Below are 12700 nucleotides of genomic sequence, written 5' to 3' on the forward strand. Positions count from 1 at the left end.
ACGGGTCACCCCTATCTCAGGCGGACATCTGGTCTAGGGGCCTGGCGCGCGGCAAGGGCTTCGGCGCCGGACGTGACGGAGGACGAGGCTCGGCTGGCGCTGGAAAGGCTCGACCCGCTTTGGGAGGAGCTGTTTCCCGCCGAGCAGGCGCGCATCATCCAGCTCCTGGTTGACCGCGTGGAGATCGGAGCGGGTGGGGCGGACGTTCGGCTGAAGGTGGAGGGGTTGGCCAGCCTGGTGCGGGACCTGGCGGCTTCGGCTGCCGACCCGGCAAGGGCAGCAGCATGAGCGGTGCCGAGCAGATACTGACCTTCCGGGTGCCGTTGGTGGTTCGCAAGCGGGGTGGGCGGAAGCTGGTCATTTCTCCGGCTACCATGACCTGCAGCGGCCCCTCGGCTGCCGACAGCACGCTGGTAAAGGGGCTAGCCCGGGCGTACCGGTGGCGGCGGATGATGGAGGCCGGACGCTTCGCCACCATCGACGAACTGGCGGCGGCAGAGAAGATCAACTCCTCCTACGTCTCGCGCCTCCTCCGGCTCACGCTGCTGGCGCCGGGCCTCATTGAGGCGATCCTGGATGGGCGGCAGCCCGAACGGATGACGCTGCCGGGGCTGATGGAGCCGTTTCCGGTGGAGTGGGAGCAGCAGCCGATGGCATGACACGGCCTATTGGCAACACAAGTTTCAACCTGTCCGATAAAACTGGGTTGTGGTTCCGGCCAAAATGGCCAATCCTCGAGCTGATGCCGGGGATCGGGAATGCTGACGCTGACGGCCAAGGAAGCGAAGTACGGATTTGGCCGGCTGATCGATTTGGCGCGTGCCGAACCGGTCATCGTTGCGAAGCATGGGCGCCCGGTTGTCGTCGTGATGGCCATCGAAGAGTTTGGCCGACTGAAGGCGATCGACGACGGTAAGTCGCCAACGGGCTACCCCTCACGACCTTCCCCTAAAGCCTGACTATGGCTTGGTTCAGAGACCTTGATCCAGTGTGCTTGGCGCAGGTCGCTCTTCCAACACACTCTACTACTGCCGATAGTGCACATGTCTTTGCTGACAGTGTCTCGGCAAGCGCGGGGGCGGAAGCGTGATTGACATGCTTGACCGCCTCGTCGATGAAATCGCCAACCTAAACAGCAAGCTCGTGCTCTTGGTAGGTCCGCCACGATCCGGCAAGACCGATCTCCTTGCTCAGCTATCGGAGCGCAGGAACGTGCCAGTTTTGCGTGTTGGCGCGACGCTAGGCCGCCAGTTATTGGCAATACCCAGCACGCAGCGGCACTTGCTTGCTCCGGATCTACTCAAGCACTTGGCTGACGAGGTTGCGAGCCGCGGGCTCCTGCTCCTGGACAACATCGAATTGCTGTTTGATGGCGCCCTGCGGCTCAGTCCTTTGAACCTATTGAAGCGACATGCGCACGCGCGTCGTGTCGCTGCAGTTTGGCCCGGAGAGCTCCGAGACGGGCGACTTTCCTACGCCAGTGCCGGCCATCCAGAACATCAGGACTACGCCGTCGAAGGCCTTGTCCCGTTCAAAATTCAATAAAGGGTAAGACCGGATGCCGATGCGCTACGATGATCTGATTCAGTTCGAGCCGATCGAATCTGTCATTCAGCTGCTCGACGCCAACCGCCCAGACGAAGCGAAGAAGCTGGTTTCGACCTACGTCATTTCCGATGACATGGCCGAGCGGATCGCGAAACTCATGATCCCCCAACTCTCATTCGATGAAGCGGTAGACCACAAGGGTGTTCTCATCGTCGGCAACTATGGCACTGGTAAGTCCCACCTTATGTCGGTGCTTTCGCTCGTTGCAGAGGATGCTACCTATGTCTCGATGATCCGGCACCCCCGGGTCGCGGAGGCTGCCGCTGCGATCGCCGGAAAGTTCAAGGTTCATCGCATTGAGATTTCCAGTCAGATGTCTCTACGCGACATCATCACTCAGCAGCTTGAAATCTTCCTCGACAAGCACGGCGTCAGCTACTCATTTCCAGCAGCCGACAAGATCATCAACAACAAGGCCGCCTTTGAAGAGATGATGGCGGTGTTCGCTGAGGTTCACCCGAACCATGGCGTTCTCCTGGTTGTCGATGAGTTCCTCGAGTATCTCCGCTCTCGCAGAGATCACGATCTCGTCCTCGACTTGTCTTTCCTACGCGAGATCGGTGAGGTGACGAAACACCTTCGGTTCCGCTTTGTTGCTGGCGTTCAGGAGGCGGTCTTCGACAGCAGCCGCTTCCAACACGTTGCAGACAGCTTGCGGCGCGTGAAGGACCGCTTCACGCAGATACTGCTCGCTCGGCAGGATGTCAGCTTCGTGGTAGCGGAGCGCCTCCTGAAAAAATCGGCCGACCAGCAAAGCAAGATACGAGCCTACCTCACGCCGTTCACCAAGTTCTACGGATCTATGAACGAGCGCCTAGATGAATACGTGCGGCTGTTCCCGGTACATCCAGACTACATCGGCACCTTCGAGCGATTGGTGTTCACCGAGAAGCGGGGCGCCCTAGTCACGCTTCGTGACCAGATCCAGACGATTCTCAACGATGAGGTGCCGAATGACCGTCCGGGCCTGATCGGCTACGACAAATTTTGGGAAACAGTCTCAGCCAACTCAGTCCTCCGCGCCGACCCAAACATTGGACCCGTTCTCAAGGTGTCAGAGGTGTTGTCGGAGCGCGTGACCAAAGCGTTCACCCGCCCGGCCTACAGGCCGATGGCGCTGCGGATCATCGATGGGCTCTCTGTGCATCGCTTGACGACCGGCGGAGACATCTATGTCCCCGTCGGCCCGACAGCCGAGGAGCTGCGGGACACCCTATGCCTGTTTCACCCGAGCATCGAAGGCATGGGCGGCGAGCCGGATGTCGACCTGCTCTCGCTCGTTCAGACGGTCCTGCGCGAGACACTGAAGACAGTCAACGGCCAATTCATCTCCAAGGCACCTGACACCGAGCAGTACTATCTGGATCTGAAGAAAGACGTCGACTATGACGCTCAGATCGAGAAACGGGCCGAAGCTCTCTCTGACGACTCCCTCGACCGCGCCTACTTCAGTGCCATCCGGCAACTCATGGAGCGGACTGACGAGACTGCCTACGTCACCGGGCATCAGATCTGGCAGTACCAGATCGAATGGCAAGACAGGCGAGTCGAGCGCGACGGATACCTTTTCTTCGGCGCGCCCAACGACCGCCCGACGGCCCAGCCCGAACGCGACTTCTACATCTATTTCATCCAGCCATTCGAGGAACCGCGCTTCCAAAAAGACCATAAGGCGGACGAGGTTTTCTTCCGCCTTAAAGGCAAGGACGACGCGATCAAGCGTCATCTGGCGTTCTACGCTGCTGCTCAGGATCTCGCATCGACTGCCAGCGGCGGCGCCAAGTCCATTTATCACGACAAGGCCAAGGACGCTTTGCGCGACATGAGCAAGTGGCTGCAAGAAAAGCAGATGGCAGCCTACGAGGTCACCTACCAAGGAAAGGCCAGAACCCTACAGGAGTGGACAAAGGGGATCTCGCTGCGTGACAAGGCTCGGCTCGGTCCGGAGGAGCGCATCAACTTCCGTGATGTCGTGAACATCATCTCAGGCGTTGCGCTGAACAATCGGTTCGCTGAGGTGGCGCCGGAGTATCCCACCTTCTCGGCGCTAGTGACGGAATCCAACCGGCGGCAACTCGTCGGGAATGCGCTCCGGGCCCTAGCAGGTGGAAACCGCACCAAGGACGCGGTGGTCATTCTTGACGGATTGGAGATGTTGGAGGGCGATCGCATTGACGCCGTCCGCTCTCGCTATGCGCAGGAGGTGCTCTCCCGCCTGAAGAGCAAGGGGCATGGCCAGGTTATCAACCGCCGGGAGCTACTCAGTGGCTATGGCGACGTTGAGTATTTCGCGCCACTCAAGTTCCGGCTCGAGCCCGATCTGCTGGTCGCTGTGCTTGGCGGGTTGGTGTACGCCGGCGACATCGTCCTTGCGATCGCCGGCGACAAAATCGACTCCGGGAAGATCTCTCTGCTCGCTGAACGGCCACTCGACGAGCTGAAGCAGTTTAAGCAGGTCGAGGCCCCAAAGGAGATCAACGTCGCCGTCCTTCGTGCACTGTTCGAGATGCTCGCCCTACCGCCTGGGCTCGCACAGCAGGCCACGCAAGGCTCCGATGAGCCCGTCAAGCGCCTCCAGGAAGAGGTCACCAAAATGACGCGGCGCGTTCTCAGCGTCACCACGGACACGGCCAGCCGCCTGAGCTTCTGGGGCCAGTCCCTCTTGCGAGACGGCGAGGTCAGCGAGAGGCGCACGAGACTTGACTCGCTGAAGACCTTCTCCGAAAGCCTGTCGCCCTACAACACGGTCGGCAAGCTCAAAAATCTACGCATCGGCTCCGACGACATCGCGGTGCAGAAGAAGAACCTCGATGCGCTGGACGCCGTGGAGGCAATGCTCGGGCTCGTCACCGAACTCGGCACCACCGCGAGCTATCTCTCGCAGGCAGAGATGGTTCTATCGGCAGACCATGCTTGGGTGAAACAGGCCCAGGCAACGCGCAAGCAAGTCTTCGACAAACTCGCCAGCGATCGTACGGCGCAGCTTGCGGCCGAGTACCGACAAACGTTGGCGCGCCTGAAGAAGGACTACATCACCGCCTACGTCGAGCAGCACAGCAAGGCACGCCTCGGTGTGGCCGAGGAAAAGACGAAGGCTGCACTGCGGAAGGACTCACGGCTGATTGAGATGCGCGCACTGGCGGGCATTTCTCTGATGCCGACGAGCCAGCTCACGGCCTTCGAGGACAAACTAGATAAGCTGAAGAGCTGCGCGTCGCTGCTGGAGTCAGATCTCCAGGCCAGCCCGGTCTGCCCGCATTGCAGCTTCAGGCCAGCCAATGAGCAAGGCGACATGGTCCCGGCCACTAATGTTCTTAGGCAGCTGGACGATGAGCTTGATCGGCTGATCGATGGCTGGCAGCAGACGCTGCTGGACAATCTCGACGACCCAATCATCCAGGCCAACTTCGACCTACTGAAGCCTGCGGCTCGGCCACTAATCACCGGCTTCGTGTCATCAAAATCCCTACCAGATCCGGTGACACCCGACTTCGTCGCTGCTGTTCAGGAAGCGCTGGCGGGCCTCGAGAAGATCAACGTGTCCAACGCTGAGGTCAGGAACGCATTGCTCCAGGGCGGATCACCAGCGACTCCCGAAGACCTGCGCAAGCGCTTCGATGCCTTTCTAAACGACCGGTGCAGGGGCAAAGACACCACCAAGCTCCGCTTCGTGGTTGAGTGATATGATGTCTTCGCAAGCGGTCACAGACGTTGATGTCCTATCGCTCTCGGTGCGCGACCGGGAATCGCGACGCCTGATCGAGGAGGCGATCACGGCATATCGAGGCGGTGCGCTTCGATCAGCAATCATGTCGGTATGGATCGCGGTGGTGCATGACGTCTTTTCGAAGGCTCGCGAGCTGGGCGGTCAGGGCGATGCGGCTTCCGCGGCATTCGTCGAGAAGCTCGATAGCGCTATCGAGCAATAGCGCTATCGAGCAGAAGAACATCGGCCAAATGCAGACGCTCGAACGCGATGTCCTCCAGACCGCTAAGGACGATCTGCAGCTGGTTACTCCTCATGAATATGAGATGCTAAAGCGCATTCAGGAAGATCGGCACCGGTGTGCTCATCCCGCATTCATTACTGACGATGAACTCTTTCAGCCGTCCCCAGATCTGGTCAGATCGCACCTCGTACACGCCCTGCACTGCCTGCTGATCCACGCCCCATTGCAAGGCAAGAGTGCTCTCAATCGCTTCAAGACTGACGTCCTCAGCCCATCGTTCCCGTCGACGCAGGAAGGAATCAGGACGTTTGTTTCGGCTAAATACTTGAACCGCTCGAAGGACGCCTTGATCAACAATATGATCAGGATTCTTTTGAAGGCGCCCTTCCTCGAAGGCGAAGAAGAGTTATTGAGAAGGAAGCGTCAGCTGGCGTGGGTGCTGAGTGAGGTCGCAGCGAAGAAGACGCGGGTTTTTGAGGAGATCGCACGACCTTTCGTCGGCCAATTTTTTGACGGCGTTGGGGATGGTCGGCTGCTTAACATCTGCGCGTTCCTTGGTGCCGAACCGCAGCTGTGGGCTTGGCTGACAGATCCGGTAAAGCTTCGCCTTGTTCGCTTGATCGAAGAGTGCCCCATCGATGGGCTGAATGAGCATCTTGTCTTTGATGCCTTCGCCATCCCTGAACTTGCTGATGCCCTACTCGCAAAATTCACCAGCTGTGGAATTCAAGAACGAATTCAATTGATCTCGTACAACCCAAGGAAAGAATTCGTCTCATTCGGAATCGATATTTATTCATCTACCAGTAATTATCGTGAGGCAGAAAGAATAGGGCAAACCGTCTTGATCCCACTCGCTTCGCATTTTGACGAAGGAGAAATCGGTCGTTTGTTAGATGCGGTTCTTGGAAACAGTCAAATTTCATATGCTTCTGGGACGTCAGATGTATTACTGGAAATATTCAAACTAAATATGGCGGAACTACCGGCATCGCGCCATCATTGGGATCGTTTCGTAACGCAAATGACCGATTTGCACGGTGGAAAGGCAGATAACCCGTACTCGTACCCCAGCATTCGCGCGAAACTCGACGCAGCTTAGAGGTTAAATAAGATGAATCAGCTTCTAGGCCAGGCGCCGAAGACAATTAACTCGGGCAAGGTGGAATGCCTTGGGCTTTCTTTCGAAGGCGACGCCGCGCGCCGCGAACACTTCCTGACGCTGCTGGCCGAGAAGCTGAAGGATCCGACCTTCCGAAAGCTGGATGGTTTTCCCCTGGGGACAGACGAGGCGGTCCTCGCCATGTCCGATCCGCCCTACTACACGGCTTGCCCAAACCCTTGGCTGGCTGACTTCGTAAAGCATCACGGGAAGCCCTACGATCCGAGCAAGGCCTATGCCCGCGAGCCGATGGCGATCGACGTGTCGGTCGGCAAGACAGACCCGATCTACAAGGCGCATTCCTACCACACCAAGGTACCGCACCTGGCTATCGTGCCATCGATCCTGCACTTCACTGAGCCGGGCGACGTCGTGCTCGATGGCTTTGCCGGCTCTGGCATGACCGGGGTGGCGGCGCAGTGGTGTGGAACGGCTCCAGCCACCTACCGCCACCAGCTTGAGATGGAGTGGAAGAAGGCCGGCGTAGCGGCTCCAAAGTGGGGCGCGCGCAAGGTGGTGCTGAACGATTTGTCGCCCGCTGCTACCTTCATCGCTGCCAACTACAACCTGCCCTTCGATGTGGAAGCTTTCGCGAAGGCCGGCAAGGAGCTTTTGGCTGAGGTCGAGCGCGAGATCGGCTGGATGTATGAGACGCTGCATACGGACGGCAAGACTAAGGGGCGGATCGAGTTTACCGCTTGGAGCCAGCTCTACAGTTGCCCCGAATGCACAGGGGAGATTAACTTCACTCAAGAAGCGCTCGACGATGACAGCAAGCGCGTAAGGGACAACTTCCCCTGCCCGCACTGCGCCGCCGAACTGACGAAACCTCGTCTCGAGCGCCTGTACACATCCAAGCTGGACGCCGCGACTGGCAAGACAATTCAGGTACCCAAGAGAGAGCCGGCGCTCATTTGTTACTCGGTTGGGAAAACGCGCCACGAGAAGAAGGCAACGGCGGCGGATCTCGCCCTTCTTGGGCGCATTGAGGCGCTGGCGCTGCCGGCGCTGGTACCGACAATTGAGATCCCGCCCATGCATATGACCCACGAACGGGCGCGCATGGACTACTCGGGCGTTACGCACATTCACCACTTTTTTCTCCCCCGTGCTGCGCAGGCCGTGGGTCTGCTTTGGGCCAAAGCCAGCGGGTACCCTGATGCCCGCTTACGCGCGTTTCTCATTTTTTTTGTGGAGCAGGCCATATGGGGCAGCTCAATTTTAGCTCGGTATGCCCCAACTCATTTTTCCCAGGTCAACCAATATCTTAATGGAGTTTACTACATTGGCTCACAAATTGCAGAGTGCAGCCCGTGGTACATCCTAGCCGGAAAGCAGGATCGCTTATCAAAAGCATTCAACACATTTAGGACTCAAATTAAAACTGTCGTCGTTACGACAGGAACCGCGACGGCTATTCCAATTCAAGATGAGAGTATAGATTATATCTTTACGGATCCGCCATTCGGGGAAAATATTTATTATGCTGACCTTAATTTTCTCGTGGAATCCTGGCACGGTGTGACCACCGACGCGAAGCCAGAAGCGATCATCGACCGCTTCAAGCGTAAGGCGCTACCCGAGTATCAGCACCTTATGCAGCGTTGCTTTGCCGAGTATCATAGGGTGTTGAAGCCTGGCCGTTGGATGACGGTGGTTTTTTCCAACAGCAGGGCGTCGGTGTGGAACGCGATCCAGGTCGCGCTCCAACAGGCGGGCTTCGTCGTCGCCGAAGTCACCGCGCTTGACAAGGTGCAGCGAAGCTATCGGCAGGTCACTTCGGCGAACGCCGTGAACCAGGACCTGGTCATCTCCGTATATAAGCCTAATGGTGGATTGGAGCAGCGTCTCGCGGCGCGCGGAGCGGCTCCGGAATCCGCGTGGGACTTTGTCGAGACGCATCTGCGGCAGCTTCCCATTGCCAAGGTAAAGGACGGCGTCCTGGAGTTCGTGGTCGAGCGGGATCCCCGTCGGATCTATGACCGCATGATCGCATGGTTCGTGCGCCACGATTTGCCCGTTCCGCTCTCGGCAGAGGAGTTCCTCGACGGTCTCCGCACGCGCCACCTCGATCGAGACGGCATGGTCTACCTGACAGAGCAGGTAACCGAGTACGATCGCAAACGCGCACAAACAGCTCAGGCACCGCAGGCCGAGCTCTTTGTGTCCGACGAGCGGTCCGCCATCGATTGGCTAACGGACTTCCTGCGCAAGCGCCCGTCGACCTATCAGGAGATCCACCCTGATTTCACCGTTCAGCTGGGTGCCGGCTGGCGAAAGCACGAGGAGAAGCCCGAGCTCTCGTCGCTGCTCGACGACAGCTTCCTCCGGTACGACGGCAACAGCGATGTGCCTAGCCAGATCCATGGCTACTTGTCGCACAGCTTCAGGGACATGCGGGGGTTGGAGAAGACTGACCCGCAGCTGAAGGCGAAGGCGAAAGACCGCTGGTATGCGCCCGACCCCAGCAAGGCGAAGGATCTGGAGCAAAGGCGCGAGAAGGCGCTGCTGAAGGAGTTCGAGACCTATCGCAACGCTGTAGGCCGCAGGCTCAAGGAGTTCCGGTTGGAGGTCCTTCGCACGGGCTTCAAAGCCGCGTGGTCAGCCAGGGACTACAAGACCATCATCGGGGTCGCCCAGAAGATCCCCGAGGAGACTCTGCAGGAGGACGAGAAGCTCCTGCTCTGGTATGATCAGGCGCTCACTCGCATGGAGGCTAGCGGGTGACGCTTGCCGAAAGCGGATATGGCGTTGGCGATTGGTGCTGGCACGATCGCCACGCCGCTCCATGTCGTGTCGTAGAGCGGCAGGAGATCTGGGGCGAAACCGTCTTCCGCATTTGGGTGCCCGGCAAGGACGCTGTCATTCGCGCACGGGCCCGTGATCTGGCCGCGATCGATTCTGTCCAACCCACGGTGCAACATATCCTCCACGCCGCGGCAGCCGCAAAGATTCTGGATGCGCTGGAGGACAACCTCCTGCTCGCACCGATCCAGTCGAGCGTCGTGCCGCTGCCACACCAGCTCTACGCGCTGAACCGCGCCATGAGCCGCGACAGAATCCGGTACCTGTTGGCGGATGAGGTTGGCCTCGGCAAGACCATCGAAGCCGGGCTCATCCTGCGTGAACTCAAGCTGCGCGGAATGGCAAAGAGGATCCTCGTGGTTGCCCCCAAGGGCCTGGTGCGCCAGTGGCAGACGGAAATGCGGTTGCACTTCGGGGAGCATTTCCAGTTCATCGAGCCGGCGGAGCTGTCTGCCTTCCGTCAATGGCGCAACGACGAGGAAAACCTCTGGCGGCTGCATGACCAGGTGATCTGCTCCCTCGATTCCGTAAAGCCGCTTGAGGGGCGCCGAGGCTGGAGCCTCGAACAGCTCAGCACCTACAATCGCGAGCGCTTCGAGGACCTGATCTCGGCGTCTTGGGACCTCGTTATCATCGACGAAGCGCACCGCATGGGCGGAAGCACCGATCAGGTTGCGCGCTACAAGCTGGGCGCTGCGCTGGCCGAGGCCGCCCCATATCTCCTCCTGCTATCGGCAACGCCACATCAGGGGAAGACCGACCAGTTTCACAGGCTGATGCAGCTGATCGATCGGGAGTCCTTTCCGAATGAAAGCAGCGTGACGAGCGATAGGGTGCATCCCTTCGTGGTTCGCACAGAGAAGCGCGCTGCTATTGATGCTGAAGGGAAACCCCTCTTCAAGCCGCGGATGACCAGGCTCCATCCGGTTGCATGGCAGGAGCGTCATGCAGCGCAGAAAGAGCTCTATGAGGCGGTCACCGACTATGTGCGACATGGCTACAACCAGGCACAAGCGGCGAAGCAGCGGCACATCGGGTTCCTCATGATCCTGATGCAACGGCTGGTCACATCGAGCACAGCCGCTATCCGCGCCACGCTCGAAAAGCGGCAAGCTCTCCTGGACCAACCACAGCTTCAGCCATCGCTCTTCGATGCGGCCGACGTCGATGAATGGGCGGAGCTTGACGGGCAGACGCAGGTCGATCTGGCCCTCCAGGCGAAGGGTTGGCAGATGGAGAAAGCTGAGGTCGATACGCTGCTTGAGCTCGCACGATCCACGGAAGCCCAGGGCACAGATGCAAAGGCCGAAGCGCTCCTAGAGTTGATCTACAAGTTACAGCAGGACGAAAACGATCCGGAGCTGAAGGTCCTGGTCTTCACGGAGTTCGTGGCGACACAGGCCATGCTAACGGAGTTCCTGAACAGCCGCGGTTTCTCGGTTGGCACGCTCAACGGCAGCATGGATCTCGAAGCGCGCGCGAGAGCCCAGCAAAAATTCTCACGCGATGTCCGTATTCTGATCTCAACAGACGCTGGCGGTGAAGGCCTGAACCTCCAATTTTGCCACGTCATTTTCAACTTCGATATGCCGTGGAATCCCATGCGTGTGGAGCAGCGCATCGGCCGTGTAGACCGGATTGGTCAGCCCCACGTGGTGCGCGCCATCAACTTCGTGTTGGAGGACACCGTCGAACATCGGGTGCGCGAGGTCCTGGAAGCCAAACTGGCGATCATCGCTGAGGAGTTTGGCGTCGACAAAGCCTCTGATGTGATGGACTCCGTCGAGGCAGAGGTGCTGTTCGACGAACTCTTCGTCCACGGGCTACAGAACCCAGACGCCATCGAGGCCGAATGCGATGCCGTCGTGTCGCAGCTTCGAACCACACTCGCGGAGAGCCGCTCGGGCAGCGAACTTCTCGCAGAGAGCCATGAGCTCGATGCTGATGAGGCACGCAAGTGGCGCGATCACCCAGCACAGTTCTGGCTTGAGCGAGCGATCACCACCGGCCTGCCGGCGAGGGGCGGTGAGGCAACCAAGGATGGCGATGCCTGGCGATTGCGCTGGGTCGATGGCGGCGAGTCCGCCAAGGTGTGCTTTGACGCACGCACCGCTGCGGATCGCCCTGACATCGAGTGGGTGACGCTGGAAGACCCGCGTGCTCGGTCGGTCGTCAGCGAGCTGCCGCGCTGCGTGGCAGGGCAACCCCTGCCGATGGCCCGAATTCCAGGCTTTCCCGACACGGTGCGAGGGGTCTGGTCCCTCTGGGAAATCAGCCTTTCAGCGGACGACTTTAGTCGGCGGCGCTTTTTATCAGTGTTCGTGAACGATGAGGGCCGGACCTTTTTGCCGACCGCGAAGCGCATCTGGGACCTCCTACTCACAGAGCAGATCACGATGGTCGGGCTAGCAGCGACCCCGGATGCACGCGGCTGGTTTGAGCGGTCGAAGGACGCCGCTCAGGCTCAAGGTGAGCAGGTCTTCGCCGAGCTGGTGGAAGAGCATAGGTCCCGCGTCCGGGAGGAGCGTGAGCGAGCTCAATACGCCTACGATGCCCGGCGCCAGGCTATCGGTCGTATCGGTCTGGCGAATGTGCGTGAGTATCGTCGGAAGCGCCTGCTGGCAGACCACGAGGCGAGGCTATTTCGCCTTGATAGCGCCGCGGCTTACGCTCCCGATCTCAATGCGATCCTGATGCTGCGCGTTGGCGGTCAGACGGAAGCAGCGGCATGAGTGCCTGGATTGACCGCATTTTGCGTGAATTCCCTGCTGACTTGTCCCGCTTTTGGATCGCATGCGATCCCGACGACCTGCTGTTGGATGAAAGGCTCCTCCACAGCCTTCGAGAACGGGGCTTCGAGGTTTTGCCTTTCGATGACTCCGTCGCCTTCCGGACGGAGTACGAAGAACGGTATCGAGCCGCATGGGACCGCGGCCAAAGTGGATCACAGAAGGCTCTCGTCCTGCAGCTGCGCGGCACCGATTTGAATGTGCTGCCATGGGACTACATCCGCGATGGGCGAAAGGTCAGTCTTGGCTTGGCGGACCTGTTTCCGAAGCTCAGCTACAGCGTGGTCCTACAGATTGACCCAGAACACCACGAGGCTCTGTTTCAAGCACACAACCTGCGCGCGTCGCGTAAGCGTCGCGGCGTTGGCACATTGCGGCGCGGGCCG

At 59.3% G+C, this 12700-nt stretch carries 9 protein-coding genes and 1 pseudogene; all 10 read left to right on the top strand.

The features are described from left to right. Positions 1-288: pseudogene (locus tag QWZ14_RS29905) on the top strand (hypothetical protein); the annotation flags it as partial. Continuing rightward, positions 285-659 (top strand): hypothetical protein, encoded by a 375-nt coding sequence (locus QWZ14_RS29910; protein ID WP_290320719.1) that lies wholly within the window; start codon positions 285-287, stop codon positions 657-659. The pseudogene QWZ14_RS29905 and the gene QWZ14_RS29910, both read left to right, overlap by 4 nt. Before the next feature lie 99 nt (positions 660-758). Next, positions 759-959 (top strand): type II toxin-antitoxin system Phd/YefM family antitoxin, encoded by a 201-nt coding sequence (locus QWZ14_RS29915; RefSeq protein ID WP_290320720.1) that lies wholly within the window; start codon positions 759-761, stop codon positions 957-959. A gap of 136 nt (positions 960-1095) precedes the next feature. After that, positions 1096-1545 carry a BREX-3 system P-loop-containing protein BrxF gene (brxF, locus tag QWZ14_RS29920; protein WP_290320721.1) on the top strand — a complete coding sequence of 150 codons (450 nt, stop codon included), beginning with the start codon at positions 1096-1098 and terminating at the stop codon, positions 1543-1545. 13 nt (positions 1546-1558) lie between these two features. Next, positions 1559-5290: a DUF6079 family protein gene (locus QWZ14_RS29925; RefSeq protein ID WP_290320722.1), complete on the top strand. Its 3732-nt coding sequence runs from the start codon at positions 1559-1561 to the stop codon at positions 5288-5290. Between the two features lie 4 nt (positions 5291-5294). Further along, positions 5295-5537: a hypothetical protein gene (locus QWZ14_RS29930; RefSeq protein ID WP_290320723.1), complete on the top strand. Its 243-nt coding sequence runs from the start codon at positions 5295-5297 to the stop codon at positions 5535-5537. A 28-nt stretch (positions 5538-5565) separates the two neighbouring features. After that, entirely contained in the window at positions 5566-6660 is a 1095-nt protein-coding gene (locus QWZ14_RS29935; RefSeq protein ID WP_290320724.1) for a hypothetical protein, read from the top strand. A 12-nt stretch (positions 6661-6672) separates the two neighbouring features. Then, the gene (locus QWZ14_RS29940) at positions 6673-9447 is read left to right on the top strand and encodes a DNA methyltransferase (protein ID WP_290320725.1); all 2775 of its coding nucleotides are present in this window, start codon (positions 6673-6675) and stop codon (positions 9445-9447) included. Continuing rightward, positions 9444-12257, top strand: a complete 2814-nt coding sequence (locus QWZ14_RS29945) for a DEAD/DEAH box helicase (protein ID WP_290320726.1) — start codon at positions 9444-9446, stop codon at positions 12255-12257. The genes QWZ14_RS29940 and QWZ14_RS29945 overlap by 4 nt, the downstream gene beginning before the upstream one ends. Then, positions 12254-12700 (top strand): hypothetical protein (locus QWZ14_RS29950; RefSeq protein ID WP_456307279.1); only part of this gene is annotated, 447 nt, incomplete at its 3' end. The genes QWZ14_RS29945 and QWZ14_RS29950, both read left to right, overlap by 4 nt.

Source organism: Paeniroseomonas aquatica (assembly GCF_030409335.1).
GTDB classification, from domain to species: domain Bacteria; phylum Pseudomonadota; class Alphaproteobacteria; order Acetobacterales; family Acetobacteraceae; genus Belnapia; species Belnapia aquatica.

What these genes read in the sequence shown, in the direction of transcription:
- QWZ14_RS29940 (WP_290320725.1), top strand. Translation starts at nt 6,673, where the DNA reads ATGAATCAGCTTCTAGGCCAGGCGCCGAAGACAATTAACTCGGGCAAG.
- QWZ14_RS29910 (WP_290320719.1), top strand. Translation starts at nt 285, where the DNA reads ATGAGCGGTGCCGAGCAGATACTGACCTTCCGGGTGCCGTTGGTGGTT.
- QWZ14_RS29930 (WP_290320723.1), top strand. Translation starts at nt 5,295, where the DNA reads ATGTCTTCGCAAGCGGTCACAGACGTTGATGTCCTATCGCTCTCGGTG.
- QWZ14_RS29915 (WP_290320720.1), top strand. Translation starts at nt 759, where the DNA reads ATGCTGACGCTGACGGCCAAGGAAGCGAAGTACGGATTTGGCCGGCTG.
- QWZ14_RS29925 (WP_290320722.1), top strand. Translation starts at nt 1,559, where the DNA reads ATGCCGATGCGCTACGATGATCTGATTCAGTTCGAGCCGATCGAATCT.
- QWZ14_RS29935 (WP_290320724.1), top strand. Translation starts at nt 5,566, where the DNA reads ATGCAGACGCTCGAACGCGATGTCCTCCAGACCGCTAAGGACGATCTG.
- brxF (WP_290320721.1), top strand. Translation starts at nt 1,096, where the DNA reads ATGCTTGACCGCCTCGTCGATGAAATCGCCAACCTAAACAGCAAGCTC.